Annotated in this window: 21 protein-coding genes and 1 tRNA gene; 8 read left to right on the plus strand and 14 right to left on the minus strand. The window is 70.7% G+C overall.

Features of this window, described 5'->3' with window-relative positions:
* Positions 1-61: 61 nt before the first annotated feature.
* Complete coding sequence (locus JOD64_RS12355) at positions 62-829, minus strand: enoyl-CoA hydratase/isomerase family protein (RefSeq protein ID WP_204942363.1); 768 nt, start codon at positions 827-829, stop codon at positions 62-64.
* 163 nt (positions 830-992) lie between these two features.
* Here JOD64_RS12355 and JOD64_RS12360 point away from each other — a divergent pair, with 163 nt between their 5' ends.
* A complete protein-coding gene (locus JOD64_RS12360) occupies positions 993-1,562 on the plus strand; it encodes a hypothetical protein (protein ID WP_204942364.1) in 570 nt (189 codons plus the stop codon).
* Positions 1,563-1,589: 27 nt separating this feature from the next.
* Here JOD64_RS12360 and JOD64_RS12365 read toward each other — a convergent pair whose 3' ends face one another.
* The 3 genes from JOD64_RS12365 to JOD64_RS12375 all read right to left on the minus strand — a co-directional run bounded on the left by JOD64_RS12365 (position 1,590) and on the right by JOD64_RS12375 (position 3,074).
* Complete coding sequence (locus tag JOD64_RS12365; protein ID WP_204942365.1) at positions 1,590-2,012, minus strand: VOC family protein; 423 nt, start codon at positions 2,010-2,012, stop codon at positions 1,590-1,592.
* Between the two features lie 34 nt (positions 2,013-2,046).
* Positions 2,047-2,448 carry a helix-turn-helix domain-containing protein gene (locus JOD64_RS12370; RefSeq protein ID WP_204942366.1) on the minus strand — a complete coding sequence of 134 codons (402 nt, stop codon included), beginning with the start codon at positions 2,446-2,448 and terminating at the stop codon, positions 2,047-2,049.
* A gap of 122 nt (positions 2,449-2,570) precedes the next feature.
* Entirely contained in the window at positions 2,571-3,074 is a 504-nt protein-coding gene (locus tag JOD64_RS12375) for an SRPBCC family protein (RefSeq protein ID WP_204942367.1), read from the minus strand.
* Between the two features lie 395 nt (positions 3,075-3,469).
* On the opposite strand from JOD64_RS12375, the gene JOD64_RS12380 reads away from it, so the two are divergent.
* Both JOD64_RS12380 and JOD64_RS12385 read left to right on the plus strand, forming a co-directional pair.
* Positions 3,470-3,988 (plus strand): TetR/AcrR family transcriptional regulator, encoded by a 519-nt coding sequence (locus JOD64_RS12380; protein ID WP_307813352.1) that lies wholly within the window; start codon positions 3,470-3,472, stop codon positions 3,986-3,988.
* Positions 3,989-3,997: 9 nt separating this feature from the next.
* Complete coding sequence (locus JOD64_RS12385; protein ID WP_204942369.1) at positions 3,998-4,360, plus strand: hypothetical protein; 363 nt, start codon at positions 3,998-4,000, stop codon at positions 4,358-4,360.
* A 75-nt stretch (positions 4,361-4,435) separates the two neighbouring features.
* Here the strand turns inward: JOD64_RS12385 and JOD64_RS12390 are convergent.
* A tRNA-Thr gene (locus JOD64_RS12390) sits at positions 4,436-4,512 on the minus strand.
* 341 nt (positions 4,513-4,853) lie between these two features.
* Here JOD64_RS12390 and JOD64_RS12395 point away from each other — a divergent pair.
* Complete coding sequence (locus tag JOD64_RS12395; RefSeq protein ID WP_204942370.1) at positions 4,854-5,945, plus strand: ABC transporter ATP-binding protein; 1,092 nt, start codon at positions 4,854-4,856, stop codon at positions 5,943-5,945.
* Positions 5,946-6,112: 167 nt separating this feature from the next.
* Positions 6,113-6,718, plus strand: a complete 606-nt coding sequence (locus JOD64_RS12400) for a hypothetical protein (protein ID WP_204942371.1) — start codon at positions 6,113-6,115, stop codon at positions 6,716-6,718.
* A gap of 49 nt (positions 6,719-6,767) precedes the next feature.
* Here JOD64_RS12400 and rlmB read toward each other — a convergent pair whose 3' ends face one another.
* On the minus strand, positions 6,768-7,931 hold the full coding sequence (rlmB, locus tag JOD64_RS12405) for a 23S rRNA (guanosine(2251)-2'-O)-methyltransferase RlmB (protein ID WP_204942372.1): 1,164 nt from the start codon (positions 7,929-7,931) through the stop codon (positions 6,768-6,770).
* Positions 7,931-9,346: a cysteine--tRNA ligase gene (gene cysS / locus JOD64_RS12410; protein ID WP_204942373.1), complete on the minus strand. Its 1,416-nt coding sequence runs from the start codon at positions 9,344-9,346 to the stop codon at positions 7,931-7,933. The genes rlmB and cysS overlap by 1 nt, the downstream gene beginning before the upstream one ends.
* A 249-nt stretch (positions 9,347-9,595) precedes the next feature.
* Between cysS and JOD64_RS12415 the strand changes: the two genes are divergently transcribed.
* Together JOD64_RS12415 and JOD64_RS12420 are read left to right on the plus strand one after the other, a co-directional pair.
* The gene (locus JOD64_RS12415; RefSeq protein WP_204946029.1) at positions 9,596-10,216 is read left to right on the plus strand and encodes an IclR family transcriptional regulator; all 621 of its coding nucleotides are present in this window, start codon (positions 9,596-9,598) and stop codon (positions 10,214-10,216) included.
* 311 nt (positions 10,217-10,527) lie between these two features.
* Complete coding sequence (locus JOD64_RS12420; RefSeq protein ID WP_204942374.1) at positions 10,528-11,487, plus strand: DUF559 domain-containing protein; 960 nt, start codon at positions 10,528-10,530, stop codon at positions 11,485-11,487.
* A 201-nt stretch (positions 11,488-11,688) separates the two neighbouring features.
* Here JOD64_RS12420 and JOD64_RS12425 read toward each other — a convergent pair whose 3' ends face one another.
* Positions 11,689-12,654 carry an EamA family transporter gene (locus JOD64_RS12425; protein WP_204942375.1) on the minus strand — a complete coding sequence of 322 codons (966 nt, stop codon included), beginning with the start codon at positions 12,652-12,654 and terminating at the stop codon, positions 11,689-11,691.
* A gap of 85 nt (positions 12,655-12,739) precedes the next feature.
* On the opposite strand from JOD64_RS12425, the gene JOD64_RS12430 reads away from it, so the two are divergent.
* A complete protein-coding gene (locus JOD64_RS12430; RefSeq protein ID WP_204942376.1) occupies positions 12,740-13,285 on the plus strand; it encodes a CGNR zinc finger domain-containing protein in 546 nt (181 codons plus the stop codon).
* Here JOD64_RS12430 and JOD64_RS12435 read toward each other — a convergent pair.
* The 6 genes from JOD64_RS12435 to JOD64_RS12460 form a co-directional block, all read right to left on the minus strand.
* Positions 13,252-13,845 (minus strand): GNAT family N-acetyltransferase, encoded by a 594-nt coding sequence (locus tag JOD64_RS12435; protein ID WP_204942377.1) that lies wholly within the window; start codon positions 13,843-13,845, stop codon positions 13,252-13,254. The genes JOD64_RS12430 and JOD64_RS12435 overlap by 34 nt on opposite strands.
* Before the next feature lie 255 nt (positions 13,846-14,100).
* Complete coding sequence (locus tag JOD64_RS12440) at positions 14,101-15,510, minus strand: class II fumarate hydratase (RefSeq protein ID WP_204942378.1); 1,410 nt, start codon at positions 15,508-15,510, stop codon at positions 14,101-14,103.
* A 35-nt stretch (positions 15,511-15,545) separates the two neighbouring features.
* On the minus strand, positions 15,546-18,524 hold the full coding sequence (locus JOD64_RS12445; protein WP_204942379.1) for an AfsR/SARP family transcriptional regulator: 2,979 nt from the start codon (positions 18,522-18,524) through the stop codon (positions 15,546-15,548).
* A gap of 262 nt (positions 18,525-18,786) precedes the next feature.
* Positions 18,787-20,454, minus strand: a complete 1,668-nt coding sequence (locus tag JOD64_RS12450; protein ID WP_204942380.1) for a fumarate hydratase — start codon at positions 20,452-20,454, stop codon at positions 18,787-18,789.
* Between the two features lie 199 nt (positions 20,455-20,653).
* Positions 20,654-22,102: an outer membrane protein assembly factor BamB family protein gene (locus JOD64_RS12455; RefSeq protein ID WP_372434241.1), complete on the minus strand. Its 1,449-nt coding sequence runs from the start codon at positions 22,100-22,102 to the stop codon at positions 20,654-20,656.
* 70 nt (positions 22,103-22,172) lie between these two features.
* Positions 22,173-22,676 (minus strand): Lrp/AsnC family transcriptional regulator, encoded by a 504-nt coding sequence (locus JOD64_RS12460; protein ID WP_204942381.1) that lies wholly within the window; start codon positions 22,674-22,676, stop codon positions 22,173-22,175.
* Positions 22,677-22,740 lie beyond the last annotated feature (64 nt).

Raw genomic sequence — 22,740 nt, forward strand, 5'->3', positions numbered from 1 at the left:
GCCCGGTCGGGTCACAGTGAAGGCGCAGAAGGCACCCAGCGGCGGCGACGGTCGAAGATGGTCAGTCGCCGACCGGGCGCTGCCAGGCGAAGTGGGGCGTACGCCGTTCGGCGATCGCCGCGACCCCTTCCCGGGCCTCGCCGGTGATCACCACTTTTCGGTGCCACCAGGCGATCCGGGCAGGCCCGGCCCGGTCGTCGATGATTTCCTTGGCGGCGGCGACGCTCAGCGACGACCGCTGGGCAATCGTTGCCGTCAGTTCGTCCACCCGCGCGGCGAGCCGACCGGACGGCAGCACCTCGTCGACCAGACCGATCCGCAGGGCGCGCTCGACATCGATCAGCTCCGCGGTGAACAGCAGATGCTTGGCGGCGGACGGGCCGATCAGCCGGGCCAGCCGACGGGTCGTCGGCGCCGGGTAGACCAGTCCGAGCCGGGCCGGAGGTACGCCGAAACGGGCGTCGTCCGCGGCGATCCGCAGGTCGCAGGCGACGGCGAGTTGAGCTCCACCACCGACGCAGGCACCCCGGATCGCCGCGACGGTCGGCTTGGCGAAGCGGGCCAGCCGTTCCTCGGCGGCCACCGCGATGCTGGTGTCACCGGCGTCCAACAGCTCCGCCAGATCACCGAGATCCGCACCTGCGCAGAAGGCGTCGCCCGCGCCGGTGAGCACCAACGCCCGTACGTCGGGGTCGGGCTCCAGCCGATCGAGCAGCTCGGGGAGCTGACGCCACATGGCGGCGGTCATCGCATTGCGCCGAGCCGGGTTGTGGATCACCACGGTCGCGACCGGTCCGGCCACCTCGACGGTCAACTTCGCGTCCGACACGTCCGCTCCCTCCCGCGCCAACCGTCCTGGGCCGCCGATCTGGTCCCTCGGCGTCGCCCACCCATGCGGCGACCATAACGGCGCGAGCGGGACGGCCACCGGCGAGGGGTGAACCGTGGGCGTGGCAGTGGAACCGGCGGACCGGGCCGAGCGTCCGACGGACATGAGACCCGCATCGACGGCCGCCGTCACGATCGCACTCCTGGTCGCGTCGCTGACCGGCTGCACCAGCGTCGACCGAGCCCCGATCACCTCGGACCAGCCTCAGGTCACCACGTCCACGGGACCAGCCGGCACCGCCACCGGACCGGCCGGCGCGACCACCGGCATCCCGCAGCCGACCATCATCGCCACCGTCGCCCCGAAGACCGGAGGCGTGGCCGCCCGGGTGATGTTGCGAACCTCCGGCGGCTTCACCGGCCGCGGTGACGCCGTGACCGTCGAGCCGGACGGTAAGTGGACCGCGGTGGACCAGGCCGGCAGCCGGCGCGACGGCCGGCTCACCCCCGCCGATCTCGGCCGCCTGACGGGACTGGCCGCGGACCCCCGGCTGGCCGTCGAGGCGCGGCAGCCGACCAGCCCGACCGTCTGCGCGGACGCGTTCCGCTACCGGCTCACCGTGGGCAGCATCGAAACCGGGTACGTCGACTGTCCGGCCGACGGGCCGCCGCCGCCGACCACGCAAGCGCTGGTCAAACTGCTGCTGCGGGCCACCGCCACGCACACCAGGTAGTCCGGGCCTGGCTCGTCGTCGGCTCCCTTACGCCGTCCGCGGGAACATCTGGCCGATGCGGATCCGGTTGCCGAACGGGTCCCGGATGCCGAAGTCGATCCCGTACGGACGCTCCGTCGGCTCGTCGGTGATCTCGACGCCCTTCGCCACGAGATCCTCGTGCGTCTTGTGGGCGTCGTCGGTGGTCATGAAGAGGTATCCACCCAGGGCACCCTTGGTGAGCAGCTCGCGGACCTGCTCGGCGGTGGCCGGGTCCAGCGCCGGTGCGCCCGGCTTCTCCAGCAGGATCTCCCGCTCCGGGTCGCCGGGCAGGTTGACCGTCAGCCACCGCATGAAGCCGAGATCCTGGTCGGTGTTGACCTCCATGCCGAGCTTGTTCACGTAGAAATCGAGCGCCTCGTCCTGGTCGAGGACGTAGATCTGGGAGCGGCTGATCGCGTTCATCGTCATGCCGACAACGGTAGAGGGCGGCGTGACCTGCTGCTTATCCAAAACTGCTGGGTCGCGTCCAGGCTTTGGTGAAGCACGACGGCACATTGGTCGGCGCGACGCGGTGACGGCGGAAATCCGAGGGCGACTCCCCGACGATCTGCCGAAATGTCCGGCTGAACGTACCCAGACTGCCGAAGCCGACGGCGTAGCAGATGTCGGTCACGTCCCGGGCGGTCTCCACCAGCAACGACATCGCCCGCTCCACACGGCGGCGTTGCAGGTAGCGGTGCGGGGTCTCACCGAACGTGGCCCGGAAGGTACGGATGAAGTGCGCCTCGGAGACGTGCGCGATCCGGGCCAGCGCGGGGATGTCCAAAGGCTCGGCGTACGCCCGGTCCATGGCGTCCCGGGCACGCAGCATCGCCCGGTTCGACTCCTCCACCGCGCGACTCATCGGCCCCCGTCCCGCTCCGCTCGCTAACCGGGCCCCAGGCTACCGCCGGGCACTCGTCGTCCGGTCGCGCGCTTCCCGGGTACGTCGTGGTCCACCACATGCCGGCACCATCCAGATGACCGTTACGCCGGAAATTTTCCGGCCACGGCGTGCCTGTCGTACGTCACCTTTCCCTCTTCCAGCAACTCCTTCAGCCTTTGCAGATTTGACTGCACCTCGTCGGCCGGGGGTTTCCCGATCAGCGCGAGACCGGTGCGGCCCAGCCTGCCGAAGGGCGTCGTCATCACCTCACGAACCTCCGTCTGCCCAGCCTCAGGTCCAGGCCGGAAGAAGACCTCCCAGCAGGTGCTCAGACCGGTCGCTGCCACCGTCTCGTAGCGAATCAGCTCGTTCGCGCGCTCCTCGGTCAGCCGCACCGTCCACCTGATGTGCATACCCAGCGGGCCCTGAATCGTCCACCGCGAGGTCTCCGGCCCGATCTGCTCCACAGCCATCACGTCGCCCAGGAAACGCGGCATGTTCGTGAAGTCTCGATAGAACCTGAAGGTGTCCGCAACGGTGCGGTTGATCGTGATGCACGCATCGACGGCATCGAGGCGCCGCAGTAGACGCCGGCTCCCATGCATAGTGGTCTCCGGTTGGCTGGAGTGACTCGGTCGGGTGGCTGACGCCCCGCCTCCCCGTCGGAATGCGTCGCGCCAGCCCCAGGCAGACGGCCGCCGGTCATCGTGCTGCCAGTCGTCCCTGTGCCGAAGGGGCGAGTACCCCGCGTGTTGCTGTCGACCCTCCCGCTGCCCCGGTCTTTCTCATGCTCGCGCACCCTCGCTACGAGGTTGGCAAAGGGCTGTCCGTCGACCAGGTACGAAAGATCCTGGCCGCGCCGCCAGGGCTCGTGCTGCCAACGCTGCTGCCGTCCGGCTGACCGCCATCCAGGATTCAGGAACGATTGTTCTTGACTGGACGTTCCTTTTGAAATTACGGTACTGCCATGGGCCGACCGAGAGCATTCGACGAGGCCGAGGTGATCAAGACGGCGGCGGGCCTTTTCGCAGGCCGAGCCTACGACGGCATCTCCGTCGACGACCTTGTCTCACACCTCGGCGTGCACCGCAACAGTCTGTACAAAGTCTTCGGCAGCAAGCGGGGGCTTTACCTTGCCGCCCTGCGCTGGCACTTGGAGCATCAGGTCCGGCCTCTGCTCACCAAGGTGAGCACGGCGCCTGATCCGGCACAGATGTTGCGGGACACGCTCGTGGCTGACGACGCAAATTCCGAGCTGGACCTGCTGCTGATGGCTGCGGTCGAACGCGCCCCGGTGGATCCCGAGGTGGCCGATGAGATCGCCCGCACTTTGCGGGGCTGCGACGCCGCCGTGGATCTCGCCCTGCGTGGGGCGGCGATCGGCGGCGACGCACCATCTGAACTGGCCTACACGCTCGTCGCCACGATCCTCGGCCTGCGCCTGCGGTCCCGGACCAGCGCCGACCTCAGCGGTGCCGGCATCGCTCTCTTCAACCACCTTCACCAAACCCGACGCTAAGGAACTCCCATGGCTCAGGTAAGCATCCACCGCGACACTCTGGTCGTCGAAATCGAAGGACTCGACAAGCTCTGGGCGCTCAAGAGCCGCCTGGAGATCCCAATGGTCAACGTCCGTGGCGCTACCGACGACCCCGGCGTAATCAAGGAACCGAAGGGCATCCGCTCGCCCGGCGCGCATGTGCCCGGCGTCATCACCGCCGGCACCTTTCGCATCGACGGCGAGCGCATTTTCTGGGACGTCCGCGACGCGGCGAAGGCCATCGTCATCGAACTACGCGACGAACGCTACGCCCGGCTCATCGTCGAAGTCGCCGACCCCCGGGCCACCGTCGCACTCATCGAGCACGCAATCGTCCGCTCGACCAACTGATCTCCATCGGACCGAAGGAGATGCTGTCAGCCGGTCGACTCGCGGCAGAGCCGATCGGGAAAAGCCTGGTGGATATGGAGCCCCCGGCCGGGATCGAACCGGCGACATCTCGCTTACAAGGCGAGTGCTCTGGCCAGCTGAGCTACAGGGGCGCGTGCGTCGACGTCAGCATAGCGAGTGACGTCCGGATATCCCGCTCGCGAGGCCTCCCGAGCACGGGAAACGTCAACAACCCGACGCGCGCCGCGTCGGTGGGGCGCCGATTGATGTCTGAGCGTGCCCGAGTGCCCGGAATGAGTAGGCCGTGGGCCAGGTTAGGCGGTCCCCCGCCTTGGCAGCGCGGGGAAACCCGTTTACGGTTCAGTCACACGGACGACCAACTCGGCGCCCCCGCGATCGAGTCGCCGTCCGCTGACCGGCACGGACACGTGCCGGTCGCTCCTTCACTCGGATCGTCCGGCACGTTCCTGCCGGTGAAAGGAAGCGCTTCACCATGGCTACGGTCACTTATTCCAAGGCGTCCCGGGTCTACCCGGGCCAAGAGCGTCCCGCCGTCAACGAGCTGGACCTCGAGATCGGCGACGGCGAGTTCCTCGTCCTGGTCGGCCCCTCCGGTTGTGGCAAGTCCACCAGCCTGCGGATGCTCGCCGGCCTGGAGGACGTGGACGCCGGCTCGATCTACATCGACCAGCGTGACGTGACCCACCTTCCTCCGAAGGCCCGCGACATCGCGATGGTCTTCCAGAACTACGCGCTCTACCCGCACATGACGGTGTACGAGAACATGGCGTTCGCCCTCAAGCTGCGTAAGACCTCGAAGTCGGAGATCGACCGGCGGGTCAAGGAGGCGGCTGGGCTGCTCCAGCTGGAGGAATACCTCAGCCGCAAGCCGAAGGCGCTCTCCGGTGGTCAGCGTCAGCGTGTCGCGATGGGCCGGGCGATCGTCCGCGAGCCGCAGGTCTTCCTCATGGACGAGCCGCTGTCGAACCTCGACGCCAAGCTGCGTGTGCAGACCCGTACCCAGATCGCGTCCCTGCAGGCCAAGCTGGGCGTCACCACGGTCTACGTCACGCACGACCAGGTCGAGGCCATGACCATGGGTCACCGGGTCGCGGTGCTGCTCGACGGTGTCCTGCAGCAGGTGGACACCCCGCGGGCGCTCTACGACACCCCGGCCAACGTGTTCGTCGCCGGCTTCATGGGCTCTCCCGCCATGAACATCAAGACCGTTCCGCTGAACGAGAAGGGCGCCGAGTTCGCCGAGCTGCACATCCCGCTGACCCGGGAGCAGGTCGAGGCGGCCCGCGCCGAGGGTGGCGACGGCAAGGTCACCGTGGGCTTCCGCCCGGAGGACTGCGACCTGGTCAGCCCGACCGAGGGCGGCATGCCGGTCGTGGTCGAGCTCGTCGAGGACCTCGGCTCGGACGCCAACGTCTACGGCCACGCCGCTCTGGGTGGCAACTCGGAGCGCTTCGTCGTCCGCACCGACCGGCGCAACATGCCGAACATGGGTGACACCGTGTTCGTCCGGCCGAGTGCCGGTCGCAGCCACGTCTTCCACGCCGCCACCGGCAGCCGGATCTGACGTAACGCGCAACTGACAGGGGCGGTCCGCTTCGGCGGGCCGCCCCTGTCGGCGTACCCCGGCGGGTGTCTCACCCCTCGGAGCCAGCGCGGGGATGGCTCTCCGGGGTGACTCGGCACGGCGGGCCGCGCTCGTACGGTCACGGTGACCCGAACCGAGGAGACGCCGTGCCAGCCGTTACCGCCACCCCCGCCAATTCCGCCGCCCAGTCGACCGGGCGCTCGCTGCCGTACCGGATGGGTCGCCGGGCGGGCCGTAGCCTCGCCTACTGCGCGACGCTGATCCCGGTCGCCCTGCTCGCGCTGATGACGGCCCCGGTGGGCGGGGCCGGTGCGGCCGCCGCCCGTTGGCGGGCCCTGCGCACCGGTCTGCTCGGGGCCGCACCGACCGCCACGCCCAGCCGGCGACCCGGCCCGCTCGCGGTGCTCGGCCACGCGCTGCTCAGCCTGCTCCTCGGAGCCGTGGCCCTGCTCCCGCTCGGCGTCGAACTGCTGATGGTGCTACGCGGCGTGCTGTACGGCGTGGTGGACTCCGGGCCGTACAACCATTCTTGGGGTGGTCCGACCCGGGCCGGCGCGTGGCTGGCGCACTTCCTCGTCGGCCTGCCGTTGTCCGCCGCCGGGCTGGCCGCGCTGATCGGCATCGCGGCCGTGCACCAGCGGCTGACCCGACGTCTCGACGGGGAGCGGGGTCCGCTCTGGCTGATCCCGACCGCCCTGCTGATGGCGCTGGCCGGTGCGTTGCTCTTCGTCGCCTGGACCCACCAGATCTAGACACACGACGAGGCCCCCCCGGAGCCGGGAAGGGGCCTCGTCGACGTGGTTACAGCTCGACGGCGCGCCGGCGGGCGACCTCGGCCAGGGTGACCGCGGCAGCCACGCTGGCGTTGAGCGACTCCACCTCGGAGATCATCGGAATGCTGACGGTCAGGTCGCAGGTCTCCCCGACCAGGCGGGACAGCCCACGCCCCTCGGAACCGACCACCACCACCAGCGGACCGACCGCGGCCTCCAGGTCGTAGAGGTCGGTGTCGCCGTCGGCGTCCAGGCCGACCACCATGAAGCCGGCGTCCCGGCACGCCTTCAGCGACCGGGTCAGGTTGGTCACCTGCGCCACCGGCACCCGCGCGGCCGCGCCGGCACTGGTCCGCCAGGCGGTCGCGGTGATCCCGGCGGCCCTCCGCTCGGGTACGAAGACACCCTGCGCGCCGAACGCGGCAGCCGACCGGATCACGGCACCCAGGTTGCGGGGGTCGGTGACACCGTCCAGCGCGACCAGCAGCGGGGCCTGCTGCTCCAGGGCAGCGGCGACCAGGTCCTCGAACGGCTGGTACGCGAATGGCGGCACCTGCAGCCCGACACCCTGGTGCAGCACCCCACCGGTCATCCGGTCCAGCTCGGCCCGGCTGATCTCCAGGTTGGCGATGCCCCGGTCGGCGGCGGTCCGGATGATCTCGTTGATCCGGTCGTCCATGTCGATGCCCTGGGCGACGTAGAGCGCCGTCGCCGGCACCTGGGCGCGCAGCGCCTCCAGCACGGGGTTGCGCCCGACCAGCAGCTCCGGGGTGTCCTTGCTCGGGTTGGACTTGCGCCCCGGCGAGACCCGAGGGCCGCCCCGGCCGCCCGTGGCACCCCGGCCGCCGGTGGCACCCCGGCCGCCGGTCGCGCCCCTACCGGCGGCGGCACCCCGGCCGCCCGGCACGCCCCGACCGCCGCCCCGACCCCAGGTGGTGTCCTTGCTGCCGGGCTCACCGATCTTGGGGGCGCGCCCCTCCTCGGCCGCCGCGCGGCGCTCCTTGTCCTGCTTCCAGGCGGTGCGCTGGGGCAGCTTCTCGGTGCCCGAGTAGCCCTTGTGCCACGGCCGCTCGTCCGCGGGCAGGGTGCGCCCCCGCCCGGCCAACGAGTCCTTGTTCTTGCCGCCGGTGCCCTTGGGGGCGCCTGCCTTCGACGTCAGTCGCCGGCCACGGCGCTGCGAGTTGCCGGCCATCAGTCCTGCTCTCCAATAGTCCAACGGGGCCCCTGGGGGGTGTCCTCGACCACCACACCGGCCAGCTTGAGCTGGTCACGTACCGCATCGGCGGCAGCCCAGTCCTTCCGGCCCCGGGCCTGCGCGCGCTGCTCCAGGGCCAGCGCGATCAGGGAGTCCACCACGGCACGCAGATCATCCGAGCGGCCGCCACCGGTCCAGGCCGGGCTGAGGGGGTCGATCCCGAGGATATCCAGCATCGCCCGCACCACGGCCAGAGTGGTGCGGACGGTCACATCGTCGCCGGCGCTCAGCGCGGTGTTGCCGTCCCGTAGGTGCTGTTGCAGCACAGCCAGCGCGGCGGACGTGTTGAGGTCGTCGTTCATCGCCGCGACGAAGCCGGCGGGCAGCTCACCGACCTGCCCGGCACCGACCCGCTCGGCCGCCCGCTGCACGAAACCCTCGATCCGGCGGTACGCGGTCGCCGCGTCGCGCAGCGAATCCTCCGAGTAGTCGATCACCGAGCGGTAGTGCGCGGCGGCGTAGTAGTAACGCAGCTCCACCGGCCGCACACCGAGCGAGGCCACGTACGCCAGGTCGAGGGCGTTGCCGGCGGACTTGCCCATCTTGGCCCCGCCGATGCTGAGCAGCCCGTGATGCACCCAGAAGCGGGCGAACGGCAACCCGGCCGCCTGGGACTGGGCGATCTCGTTCTCGTGGTGCGGGAACGTCAGATCCAGCCCTCCGCCGTGGATGTCGAACTCCGGGCCGAGATACCGCCAGCACATCGCCGAGCACTCGATGTGCCAACCCGGGCGACCCAGCCCCCACGGCGACGGCCAGTAGGCGTCCGCAGGCTCGTCCGATTTGGCGCCCTTCCAGAGGGCGAAGTCGCGCGGGTCCCGCTTGCCCCGGTCGGGCGCGTCCCCGGCGGACTGCATCGCGTCCGGGGACTGACCCGACAGCGACCCGTACGCCGGCCAGGACGCCACATCGAAGTAGACGTCGCCGGAACCGTCGGTGGCCGGGTACGCGTGCCCGTCGGCGATCAACTTCGTGATCAGCTCGTGCATCTCCGGGATGTGCCCGGTGGCGCGCGGCTCATAGGTGGGGGGCAGCACGTTCAATGCCCGGTAGGACTCGGCGAGCAGCAACTCGTTGGCGTACGCGATCGACCAGAACGGTCGGCCCTGCTCGCCTGCCTTGACCAGAATCTTGTCGTCGATGTCGGTCAGGTTGCGAATGAAGGTGACCTCGTAGCCGGCGGCCAGCAGCCAGCGACGCAGGACGTCATAGTTGACGCCGGAGCGAAGGTGACCGATGTGCGGCGGTGACTGGAGGGTGAGACCACACAGGTAGACCCCCACCTTGCCGGTTTCCCGCGGGACGAAGTCCCGCACCGATCGGGTGGCAGTGTCATACAGGCGAAGCGTCACCGTACCAGGGTAGCTGTCCGTGCCTGTCCGAGTCGGCCGGTGCCGGGTCGTACGCTGCCAGGCGTGGACGCGACCGCACATGCCGGTGAGCCGCCGGCCAGCCCCCGAGCCCCCGCGGACGGGGTTGCCGGGCGGGGTGACGCCGTCGCCGGGCAGCCCGACGGGGTTACCGGGCAAGCCGACCCGGTCGCCGGGCGGGCCGACGCCGCCGCCGGGCAGGGTGACTTCGTCGCGGGGCGGGGCGCGGAGATGTCGCAGACCCTCGACCGGGGGTTGCGGCTGCTGCACCTGGTTGCCGACGCCTCGGCCGGTCTGACCGTCACCGAGGCCGCGAACCGCCTCGGCATCGGCCGGGCCGCCGTCTACCGGCTGGTCGGCCCGCTGACCGGGCACGGCATGCTGCGCCGCGACGGCGACGGCCGGCTGCGCCTCGGCGCCGGGCTGCTGCACCTGGCCCGACGCGCCCAGCCGTTACTCGCCGAAGGTGCGCTGCCCGCACTACGCCGCCTCGCCGAGCAGGCCGGCGCGACCGCGCACCTGACCGTCGTCGAGGGTGGCGAGGGCGTCGCCCTGGCCGTGGTCGAGCCGAGCTGGACGTCGTTCCACGTCGCGTACCGGGCCGGGGCGCGGCACCCGCTGGACCGGGGGGCGGCGGGCCGAGCCATCCTGGCTGGTCGAGCCGGGGTGGCGGAGCCGATAAGCAGCAGCGGCGAGTTGCAGGCCGGAGCGTACGGGGTGGCCGCACCGGTGCTCGGCGTACCTGGCCTGGAGGCCAGCGTCGGCGTGGTCGCGCTCGCCCCGCTGGACGTCGACACGATCGGCCCTCAGGTGCTGGCCGCCGCCACAGCCATCACCACCGCCCTCAGCTGACCCCCAGCCTGCCCACCCGACCAGAGTCGACCGCCTACCCCGACCCGCGACCGCCCACCCCGAGGCGCCACCGCCCACCGGCCCGCGACCGAACGCCCCACCTCGGCGTGCGGCGGCTTGATCAAAACCAGATCGGCGATGTTGCGGCATCCTCGTCGATTGATAGCGCCATATCGCCGACATGGTGATGATCTCGCTGTATAGCACTCTGATTCGGCGGCTGGCGGTCATCCACAGGCGCGCGCCGAGTGCTCTCCCGGCGCTGTCCACAGGGGTATCGGTCGCCCCGCCGGGAGTCCGAGTCTGGGCGCATGCCTCCTCACCCCCACCGACCTCCTGCCCTGGCCTGGCAGGTCTTCCGCGGTTCCGACGTGATCCGACGAGGCCTGGTCACCAGACATCAGCTACGCGGATCGTCCTGGGTCCGCCTTCGGCACGACGTGTACGCCGACGCCCGCCTCGATCGTGACCACGAGCTTGCCTGCCGCGCCGCGATGTTGCGGCTGCCGCCCGGAGCGATGATCGCTGGGCCTTCGTCGGCCTACCTGCACGGCATCGAGCACGCCGCAGACTTCGACGATGACGTGCACGTTCTGGTGCCGAGGGTCGGCCGCGTCGACTCGCAACGCGGCCTGCGCGTACACCTGGCGGGAGCCGACACCCCTACACCGACCCCTGGGGTGGTTGCCGACGCGCAGCCATCTGCCTCGATCACTGCTCAGCCGAGCATGCGGAGCAGCCCTCCGCTTCGCCGAACGGACCCGTCCTCGGCGGCTTGGGAGGCAGCAGCCTGGTTGGACCCGCTCCGCGCCGTCCCGATCGTCGACTCGCTGCTCGCGAGCGGTTTGACCACCCGGGCGGCGCTGGCCAGCGTCCGCACCGCCTACGCGGACCGGCCGGGTGGTCGGCGAGCGTGCTGGATCTTCGATCTGGCCGATCCGGGGGCGCAATCGCCGCCCGAGTCGCAGCTACGGGTACGTCTGGTGCTGGGCGGGCTACCTCGGCCGGTTGCCCAGCACCCGATCCAGTTGGCCGGCGGGCTCGTGCTCCACCCCGATCTGGCCTGGCCCGAGTTTCGGGTGGCCGTGGAGTACGACGGCCGATGGCATTCTGACCCTGAGCAACTGCACCGGGACCGTCGAAGGCTCAACCTCCTCGTCGGTGCGGGCTGGCTGGTGCTGCACGTGACCAGCCGACGGCTGCAGAACGACTTCCCGGCCGTACTGAGCGAGGTCCGGGCGGCCCTGATCTCTCGCGGCTGGCGCCGTTGATCACCGCCAGCCTTGATCGACACCAGTTCGCCGACATGGGGGCATCCGCCGAACCGGAAACCACCACATCGGCGACCTGGAGTCGATCAAAGCCGCGCACGAAAAAGATCCGGCCCGCCACAAGACCCGGGCACGCCGGGAGCCCACGAACGCCACAAGACCGCCCAGGCGCCGATAGGGCACCGACCATCCGGCACCAGCTCATCGACCGTCGAGCGCCAGCGCGGGCTCGGGCGAAACCGGTGCGGACGTCGACGGAGTCCCGCGCAGTTCGTCGAGGCGCACCAGCGCGACCCCGGCGATGATCATCGCGCCGCCGAACAGCTGCCAGCCCGTGGGCAGTTCGTCCAGGAACAGCCAGGCGATCAGCACCGCGAAGAGCACCTCGGTCAGCCCGACGAACGACGACAGCCGGGGGCCGAGGATCCGCGTGCCGGCGATCCCGGCCAGATACGCGATGACGGCGGCCACCAGCGAGAGCCCGGCGATGGGCAACAGCCAGGTGGTGGGCTGCCCGGCGAAGGTGACCTCGCCGAAGGTGGCGTGCAGCGGCAGCAGGCCGGTCAGCCCGATGAGGAGCAGTACGGCGGCGCCGACGGCCATTCCCCCGCTGGCCAGGGCGACCGAGGGCAGCCGGGGATCGACCCGGCCGGCGAGCACGAAGTAGCCGGCCAGGCCGAATGCCGCGCCCAGCCCCCAGAGCACGCCGACCGGGTGGAAGTCGGCGGTCCCGGCGAGATCCAGCACGAACGTGAGCCCGGCCAGGGCGGCTACCGATCCGGCCACGGTGAGTCGACGGGGGCGCTGCCCGTGCCGCAGCCACATCCAACCCACGACGAGGATGATGCCGAGGTATTCCAGCAGCAGCGCGACACCGACCGGCAGGTAGCGCACGGCGTTGAAGAAGCAGACCTGGGCCAGCGCCACTCCGAGGAGCCCGAAGAGCCCGATGGCCGTGGCGTTGCTCCGCAGCACCTGCCACCTGCCCCGCAGCGACAGCAGGGCGGGGATCGCCAGCACCAGGGCGGCGATGCCGACCCGGGCGATCACTGCGGCCTCCGCCGACCAGCCAGCGTCGATGAGCGACCGCGCGAAGGTGCCCGAGGTGGCGAAGGTGACTGCGGAGAGCAGTGCCAACGCGGCGCCGGCGGCAGGTCGTGAGTGCATGTCGCGCTCCTCGGGACGGCACCGTGTCATGAGCAAACTATCCTTGTACCGATGACGGTAGGCGGCACCTGTGACAGGAGTCAAGTTGCTATTCGCTCATGACACCGAATGCTCGCTGATCGCCGCCGCCGCACTGGTCAACACGGCGGGGCGGGACGGCGAGTTGCTGCCCGACATCGCGGCGCTGGACGCGTTCTTCGTCCGGCACGCCTACAGCGGGCGGCACGAACACACCGACGCCGAGTTGCGCGACGTCCGGGAGTTGCGGCCCCAACTGCGCCGCATCTGGTACGGCGAGCCACCCGAGATCGTCGCGCTGGTAAACGGTCTGCTGCTCGAACACCGGGCGCTGCCTCAGCTCATCGAACACGACGACGAGCCGTACCACCTGCATGCCGTGCCCCGCGACGCACCGCTGGCCACCCGGATCGCGGTGGAGACGGCCATGGCCATGGCCGACCTTGTCCGTGCGGGTGAGCTGAGCCGGCTGCGGATCTGCGAGTACCCGAACTGCGACAACGTGGTCGTCGACCTGTCTCGCAACCGGTCACGACGGTTCTGCGAGGCCGGCTGCGGCAACCGCGCAGCGGTGACCGCCTACCGCGCCCGTCGGGCGGCCGGCCGCTCCTGACCGGCTGCCCACTCCTCGGCCCGCAACTCGTACTCCACCTCGCCGTGCTCGGTGCCCGGGATCGGGTCGTCCCACTGCAGGTGGAAGGTACGCACGTGGTGCAGCCCGGCCTTGGCCATCACCCGCCGGGAGCGTTCGTTGACCGCCATCGTCTCGGCCCAGACCCGACGCACCCCGACACTGTCGAAGGCGTAGCGGACCAGCGCCCGGGAACCCTCGGTGGCCAGGCCCCGCCCCCACGTCGAGCGGCGCAGCCGGTAACCCAGCTCGGCCTCGGTGCCGTCCGCCGACGGGTCGAGCGCGAACCAGCCCAGGAATTCGCCGGTCTCCCGGTCGAGCGCTGCCCAGCGGCCCAGCGCGGGGTGCCGGTCGTACCCGGCCAGCAGCCTCGGCATCTGCTCATCGCGGACCGTGGCGAGCGGGGTGGCGACACCACCGCTGAGGAAACGCATCACCTCGGGATCGCTGTCCAGCTCGACCAGCGCGCCCACGTCACCCATGGTCAGCCGCCGCAACCGCAACCGCCGCGTCGAAGGCAGGCCGATGTCATCCACCCCCATGACCGGATGATCCCGCCCCCACACACCACCGTCGAGCCGTTTACCGCGCGGCCAACAGTGAAGATCGCGGACGAGGCAGCGGGTTGATCCACTCCAGTTAGGCGATGTGGAAGTAACCCGGCGGGTGCGATACCGCCATGTCGCCGACCCGGTGTCGATCAACCGGGCCGTGCCCGGTCGGCCGGCTCGACCCGCTCGACGGCCCCGCCCCTCCCCCGGCGCTCTTCACCCGCTGCCTCGGCTGGGCGGCACCGGTCAGGGGTGGGTCATCCGGAGCAGGTCCAGCGTCTCGTCGAGCTGGGTCTCGGTGAGCTTTCCGGAGTCGACGTGGCCCCGGGAGATCACCACCTCGCGGATGGAGGCCTGCTTGGCCAGCGCCTCCTTGGCGATCGACGCGGCCTCGTCGTACCCCAGGTAGCGGTTCAGCGGGGTGACGATCGACGGCGAACCTTCGGCGTACGCCAGGCAGACCTCGGCGTCCGCGACCAGGCCGACCACCAGCCGGTCGGCGAACAGCCGGCTCGCCGCGGAGAGCAGCCGGATCGACTCCAGCAGGTTGCGGCCCATCACGGGGAGCATGACGTTCAGCTCGAAGTCGCCCTGCGAACCGGCGAAACCGACTGTCGCGTCGTTGCCGATCACCTGTGCGCACACCTGCCGCATCGCCTCGGCGACCACCGGGTTGACCTTGCCCGGCATGATCGACGAGCCGGGTTGCAGGTCTGGGATGCGCAGCTCGCGTAGACCGGCGCGGGGGCCGGAACCCATCCAGCGGATGTCGTTGGCGATCTTGTAGAGGCCGACGGCCACGGTACGCAACTGCCCTGAGGTCTCCACCAGCGCGTCCCGGGCGCCCTGCGCCTCGAAGTGGTTGCGCGCCTCGGACAACGGCAGCCCGGTCGATTCACGCAGCTTGCCGATCACTGCGGCGGCGAAACCGAGCGGGGTGTTGATCCCGGTGCCCACGGCGGTGCCGCCCAGTGGCAGTTCGGCCAGCCGGGGCAGCGCGCCCTCCAGCCGGTCCACGCCGTAGCGGACCTGGGCCGCGTACCCGCCGAACTCCTGCCCGAGGGTGACCGGGGTGGCGTCCATCAGGTGGGTACGCCCGGCCTTGACCACCGTCTCGAACTCGGCTGATTTGGCCTCCAACGCCGACGCCAGGTGGGCGAGCGACGGCAGCAGGTCTTCCACGATGAACTGGGTGGCAGCCAGGTGGATCGAGGACGGGAAGATGTCGTTGCTGGACTGGGAGGCGTTGACGTGATCGTTGGGGTGCACGTCCTGGCCCAGTTCCCGGGTCGCCAGGGTGGCGATCACCTCGTTGGCGTTCATGTTCGACGACGTGCCCGAACCCGTCTGGAAGACGTCCACCGGAAACTGGTCGTCGTAGCCGCCGTCGGCCACGTGTGCGGCGGCGGCGGCGATGGCGGCGGCCACGTTGGCGTCGATCACGCCCAGCTCACCGTTGACCTCGGCCGCAGCGCCCTTGATCTGTGCGAGAGCCTTGATCTGGGCCGGCTCGAGGCCTCGGCCGGAGATCGGGAAATTCTGTACCGCACGCTGGGTCTGTGCCCGCCACAGCGCCTCGGCGGGCACCTCCACCTCGCCCATCGAGTCACGTTCGATGCGGTAACCGGTCGCCTCTGGAGTCGTCACGCGTACCATCCTGCCGCGCCCGCCGCCGCCTCGCAGATGATCCGTCAGCCCAAATCGGCGAGCAGGCGTTCCACCTCGTGCTGGTCCGGCGACTCGACCTGGCGAAACAGGAACAGCGCCCGGGTCAGGTGAGTGCGCGCCGCTGCCGGGTCGGTGGGGCGCAGGCAGCGGGCGAGGCCCAGCAGGGCCTGGGCCTGCTCGTAGCGGGCACCCAACCGGTCGGCGTCGGCGAGCACCCGGCGATGCAGGTCGAGCGCGCTGGTCACGTCCCCCTGATCGAGGATCGCCCGGGCCAGCAGGTTGCGCGACCTGCACTGCGCCATGCGGTCCCCCACCTCGGTCATCACGACGAGCGCCGCGCGGTGCAGGTCGGCGGCCCGTTCCGGACGGCCATCCTCCCGCTCCATCGTCGCGATCTCGTTGAGCACCTCGCCCTCGCCGAAGCGGGTGCCTACCTGTTGCTTGAAGCGCAATGCCACCCGCAGCAACCGGCGGGCCGGGCCCACGTCACCCATCCGGTGCCGAACCATGCCCAGGTGCCCGAGGGCGTTGCCGATCCGGCGTGGATCGCCGATCTCCCGGGCGAGCCCCAGGTGCCGCCGGGCGGTGCGCAGCGCCTCGTCGTGCCGTCCCCAGAGAAGGAAGGTGATCGACAGGTTGTTGAGGACGTTCGCGAGTGCCTCCTTGTCGCGCACCTGCCTCGCCAGGGCTGCACCGGCGTCGTAGCACTCCTGGGCACGGCGGAATTCGAAGTTGGCGGCGTACGAGGTGCCCAGGTTGCCCAGCGTGTTGCGGATGTCGTTGCGCAGCCCGAGACGGCGGACGATGTCGAGCGACCTCTCCATCAGCCGGATCGACTCGGGAAAATTGCCCAGCCGGTAGTGGGCCGAGGCGAGATAGTTGAGCATCGTCGCCACCGCCCGGTCGTCGCCCAACTCCTCGGCGGCGCGCAGGCCGACGGTGTGCGTCTCGATCAACTCGTCCAGGCGACCGCCCTCGAACTGGGCGTGCCAGCAGGCCCTCGCCAACTGCCAGCTCTGACTGAGGAACCCCTCGGCCTCCGCCAGACGCACCAGGTTGGTCCACACCGCCAGGTTCTCGTCGAGCCAGGCGCGACCCTGCTGAGCGACGAGGGTGACCAGTTCAGGGCGGACCGGCTCCGTCGTCACGATCAGTGAGTGGCCCGAGGAGAGCTCCGTCGTCCGGGCGATCGCCGTGGCGACGTGCAGGTGGTGGTCGAGCAGGCGCCCGATGGCATCCCGCCGCTCGGCTGCTCGCTCCGGCTCGGCAACCAACGTCCGCGCGTACTCCCGGACCAGGTCGTGCAGCCGGTACCGGCCCGGCTCCGCCTCCTCCACCAGGTGCGCGTCGACCAACTCGTCCAGCAGGTCCTGCGCCTCGGGTAGGGGCAGCTCGGCGAGCACGGCGGCGACCGAGTTGTCGAAGCGTACCCCCGGGTGCAGGCCCAGCAGCCGGAACGTGCGCTGCGCGGTCGGCGACACCTGGGCGTACGACAGGGCGAAGGCCCGGCCGACGGACCGCTCGCCCGCTTCGAACTCGGCCAACGGATCAGGTCGGGTGCTCAGCCGCTCGGCCAGGTCGGCGATTCGCCAACGGGGTCGGTGCGCCAGCCGGGCACCGGCCAACCGGATGGCGAGGGGCAGGTGCCCACAGCGACGGACCACCTCGGTGGCCGCCTCCGGCTCCGCCGCCACCCGGCTGACACCGGCCACCCGCCCGAGCAGCTCGATCGCCTCGTCGGTGTCGAGCACGGGCAGCGACGACGGGCGCCCTTCGTCGACACCGACCAGCCGGCGACGGCTGGTGATCAGGATCAGGCAGTGCGAGCCATTGGGCAGCAGCGGTGTCACCTGATCGGCGCTGGCGGCGTTGTCCAGCACCACCACAGCTCGCCGGCCGGCCAACTCGGTGCGCCAGAGCGCCAACCGGTCGTCCTGGTTCGTCGGCACCCGCTCGGCGGGCACACCGAGCTGCCGCAGCAGCGTGGCCACCGCCGCGGCCGGCGTCAATGGTGTGCGCTCGCTGTGCCCGTGCAGATCGATGTAGAGCTGGGCGTCGGGGTAGTTGCTCGCGAGGGCGGTGGCGACGTGCACCGCGAGCGCGGTCTTGCCGCTGCCGGCCATTCCGTCGATGAGCTGGATCCGCGCTCCGGCCTCCACCTCCTTGACGAGGCGGGCCAGCGTCTGCTGCCGACCGGTGAAGTCGCCAATCGCCCGAGGCAGGGAGCGGACCGGGGCGATCGGCCCGGACTCCCGACCCGCCAGAGCGAGGTCGCCGGCGAGGACCCGCTGGTGCAGCTCCTGCAACTCGACACCCGGTTCGATGCCCAACTCCTCGGCGTAGAGCCGCCGGCCCTCCCGATAGGCCCTGAGCGCGTCCGCCTGCCGACCCGTCGAGGAGAGGGCGAGCATCAGTTGGCCGCGTAGCCGCTCCCGCAACGGGTGCTGGTCGACGCTCTCGGCGAGCTCGTCGATCAACTCGACGGCCGGCCCGAGGCGCAGCTCGACGTCGACGCACTCCTCCAGCGCGGTGAGGCGCTGCTCGTCGAGTGCGTGCGCCCGACGGCGGACGCTGCGGCTGGAAATTCCGGCGAGCGCCGGCCCTCGCCAGAGCGCCAGGGCGGCGCGGAATTCCGCACGCGCGTCGATCAGGCGACCGGTCGCGACGGCGGCACGAGCCGCCTCCACACCCCGGGCGAAGACCTCGGCGTCCAGGTCGGTCGGTGCGATGCGGACGCCGTACCCCGCCGGGTCGGTGACGATGGTCTCCGCTACCAGCCCGAACTCGGCCAACCTGCGACGTAACCGCGACACGCAGGTCTGCAACTGGGCCCGGGCGGTGGCCGGAGGGCGTTCCTCCCACACCGCGTCGACCAGCTCGTCGACCGGCACGAGCCGGCCGGCCCGCAACAGCAGCATGGCGAGCACGACCCGGTCCCGACCAGCGGTGACAGTGGACTCGCCACCGCCGACCCGCAGGGGCCCCAGGATCCCGAACCGCATCTACTCCCCCGCATCAGTGCCGCAACTTCCAGCAGAGTAGTCCGACGGTCACAGATCGCCTCAGTCAGGCGATAGTGATGTGAGAGCGGATCGACAGCGGTGCACCCGACACTCGCTCCGGGTTGTCGGTGACGGCATCCGACGGGGGCGGTGCGCCCGTCCCCCAGCGGGGCGGGGCGCACCGATGTCGGTGTAACACAGACGACAGAAGAAGGGGTGCCGGGCGGATTCGCCCGGCACCCCTTCTCGTGTACGCGTCGAGTCAGCGGCGGCCGACGGTGAGCACCGGCTTGGTGACCTCGGCGAAGAAGTCGTTGCCCTTGTCGTCGACCACGATGAAGGCGGGGAAGTCCTCCACCTCGATCTTCCAGACCGCCTCCATGCCGAGCTCCGCGTATTCGAGCACCTCGACGTGCTTGATGCAGTCCTGGGCGAGGCGGGCCGCCGGGCCGCCGATCGAGCCGAGGTAGAAGCCGCCGTGCTGCTGGCAGGACCGGGTCACCTGACCGGAGCGGTTGCCCTTGGCGAGCATCACCTGCGAGCCACCAGCGGCTTGGAACTTCTCCACGTAGGCGTCCATCCGGCCGGCGGTGGTCGGGCCGAAGGAGCCGGAAGCGTACCCCTCGGGGGTCTTCGCCGGGCCGGCGTAGTAGACCGCGTGGTCGCGCAGGTACTGCGGCATCGGCTCGCCCGCGTCCAGCCGCTCAGCGATCTTGGCGTGCGCGATGTCCCGGGCCACCACCAGCGGGCCGGACAGCGAGAGGCGCGTCTTCACCGGGTACTTGGACAGCTCAGCGCGGATCTCGGCCATCGGCCGGTTCAGGTCGACCCGGACGACCAGCTCGGCGTCGAGCGAATCGTCGGTGACGTCCGGCAGGAAGCGCGCCGGGTCGGTCTCCAGTCGCTCCAGCCACACGCCCGACGGGGTGATCTTGGCGACCGCCTGCCGGTCCGCGGAACAGGAGACGGCGATCGCCACCGGGCAGGACGCCCCGTGCCGGGGCAACCGGACCACCCGCACGTCGTGGCAGAAGTACCGGCCGCCGAACTGCGCTCCGATGCCGAAGTTGCGGGTCAGCTCCAGCACCTCCGCCTCCAGCTCCAGGTCACGGAAGCCGTGCGCGCTCATCGAACCCGAGGTGGGCAGCGCGTCAAGATACTTGGCGCTGGCGTACTTCGCGGTCTTCAGGGCGTACTCGGCGGAGGTGCCGCCGATGACGATGGCCAGGTGGTACGGCGGGCAGGCTGCGGTGCCGATCAGCCGCAGCTTCTCCTCCAGGAACTGCATCATCCGCGTCGGGTTGAGCAGCGCCTTGGTCTCCTGGTAGAGGTACGACTTGTTGGCCGAGCCCCCACCCTTGGCCATGAACAGGAACTTGTACGCGTCGGGGTGCCCGTCCGGGTCCTCGGCGTACAACTCGACCTGAGCCGGCAGGTTGCTGCCGGTGTTCCGCTCGTCCCACATGGTCAGCGGGGCGAGCTGGGAGTAGCGCAGGTTGAGTTTGGTGTACGCCTGGTAGACGCCGCGGGAGATGGCCTCGGCGTCCGCGCCGTCGGTGAGCACGTGCCGACCGCGTTTGCCCATCACGATCGCGGTGCCGGTGTCCTGGCACATCGGCAGCACCCCACCGGCGGCGATGTTGGCGTTGCGCAGCAGGTCCAGCGCGACGAACCGATCGTTCGGCGAGGCGGCCGGGTCGTCGATGATCGCTCGGAGTTGAGCCAGATGCGCGGGGCGTAGGAAGTGCGCGATGTCGTGCATCGCCTCGGCGGTCAGCGCGGTGAGCGCGGCCGGCTCCACGGTGAGGAACCGGCGGCCTCCCGGCCCGTGTACGACGTCCACACCCTCGTCGGTGACCAGGCGATAGTCAGTCTGGTCGGGGCCGGTCGGCAACAGGGGGGCGTAGGAGAATGCGGCGGCACTGCTCATGAGCGGCAAGCCTAGGGCAGACCGGTCGATCACTCCCACCCGCCGGGCTGCTCCTGGGACGCCGCTCTCATCGCCTGGACACGCCGCCCTCCGCCGTCAACTCGTTCCGCGGGCGTCCTGGCCGCTCAGCCGTCCCGGTCCCGGCCGCTCAGCCGTCCCGGCCGCTCAGCAGCCCCGGCCGCTCAGCAGCCCCGGCCGCTCAGCCATCCTTGCCGCCGTCCGGGTCGGGGCAGAGCTCCCCCTTCGGCCCACAGTCGCCGTTGTTCTGCCCGCCACCCGGGCCGGTGCCGCCCGGTCTGGGATTTCCGCCGTCGCCGGGCGGCCGGGTGGGCGACCCTCCGGTAGCGCCGAAGCGGACATACCCGATCTCGCGTCCCTCGCCGATGATCATGCCCTGCGACCCGACCGCGAGGGCGTTCGCCGAGGTCCGCAGCGCGGCCAGCTCCCGGCCGGTGCGCGGATCCACCGCGGCCAACCGGGACGGCTTCTCGTCGGCGACCACCGCCGCGTACGGGGTGAGCGCGGCACCCGCCTTGCCGCTGGCGGGCCGTGTCCACAGCACTCGATCGGTGCCCAGCTCACGGGCGACCACCGAGCGCTTGTCGGCGGCCCGGAACACCGCGTAGCGGTCGTCGACCGCGACCAGTTTGGTGCCCGAGTCACCGACCCAGAGCAGTCGTCCGTCGTACCCGTCGATGACCGCCTCGCGACCGTCCGGGCCGACGCCGATCAGCACGTTGCGCGCACCCTGCGGGTCTTCACGTTGCACGCAGCCGGCGGTGTCAGCGGTCCGCAGGTTGACTCCGGCCCGCTGCCAGGCCTCCTGCCCGGTCGCCGGGTCCCGTGCGGAGATGGCGAAGTAGCAGGTGCCGTCCTGGGAGCGGGCGGCGATCCGCAGCATCCGCCCACCCACCACGGAGAGCCGCTCGTCCCGGCCGGGCTCGACGTTCTGCAGCACTCGGCCGGTGGCGGTGTCGACCACGTGCACACGGCCGTCGACCGGGAAGCCGAGCAGCGGTGGTGCGGGCTCCGCCCCGGCCACGCCGTCGTCGATCCGGGTGGCGGTGAGCCGGCGGGTGCCGCGCAGGCCCGGGTTGTCGGCGAGCAGGCCGCTGTGCACCCCGGGCAGGAAGGCCGTCCAGAGTGGTGCGGTGCCGCGCGGGTCCCAGGCGCTCAGGGTGCAGTCGGTGGCATCCGTGCAACGGGCGTCGAGGAGCAGGTTGCGGTACGTCCATACGGCCACCGCGTCGTCGTCGCGTCGCCGGGTCGCCCCGGTGGCCGGGTCGAGCAGCTCGTACCCCTTGACCAGGAGCTTGCCCACGGCGACGACCGGGTCCCGGTCGCCGCCGGCGACCGCCGACCAGTCCGCCTTGCGCTCCCAGAGCTGCGTGCCGGTCGCCAGGCTGCGGGCCTCGACCCGGGTGCGCTGCTCGACCACGACGGCGTCACCGGCGATGGTCACGCTACGCGGTGTGCCGCCGACCCGTTGCTGCCAGACCACGTCGGGTTCGGAGATGGGTTCGCTGCGGTCCACCCACTCCCACAGGCCGGGGAACGGGTTCCACACGCCGGTCGCGGCGAGCGCGACGACCACGGCGAGGCCGAGCAGCAGCCCACCACGCACGCTCCCCTTCGCCACACCGCACACGGTAGCCACGATCACGGATCTTCCGTACGCCCGCGCCGCCGTGTCGCCGCGCTTTCTGGGCTCGGAGGTGTTACAGCGCCCTTGGGTCGGCCCGTACGGCGCTGCGCACCAGCGGCAGCGTGCGGTAGGGGATCTGCTCGGCCAGCGCGATGATCGTCGAGGCCCGGGTGATGCCGGCCGACGAGACGATCTGGTCGATGACCCGTTGCAGGTCGGTGTTGGAGCGGGCCACGATCCGGCAGAGCAGGTCGCTGGAGCCGGTGATGGTGTGCGCCTCCAGCACCTCGGGGATGGCTGCGAGGTGGGCGGTGACCGGGTCGTGACCGTGCCGCTGACTGATCTCCAGGGTGACGAAGCTGGTCACCCCGAACCCGATCGCGGCCGGTGAGATCTCGGGGCCGAAGCCCTCGATGACTCGACGCTCGATCAGCTTGTCCAGCCGGGCCTGCACGGTGCCCCGGGCCACCCCGAGCCGACGGGAGCACTCCAGGACCCCGACCCGCGGCTCCTCGGCGAGCAGTTCGATCAAGCGCACGTCGAGCTCATCGAGCTGTACATTCTGCTCACCATTCATGGGTTAAGACCATACCGAATGCGCAACCTGACCAGCATTTCTGTCAACAGTTGCCCAGCCGGTG

It is taken from the genome of Micromonospora luteifusca (genome assembly GCF_016907275.1).
Classification (GTDB): Bacteria; Actinomycetota; Actinomycetes; order Mycobacteriales; family Micromonosporaceae; genus Micromonospora; species Micromonospora luteifusca.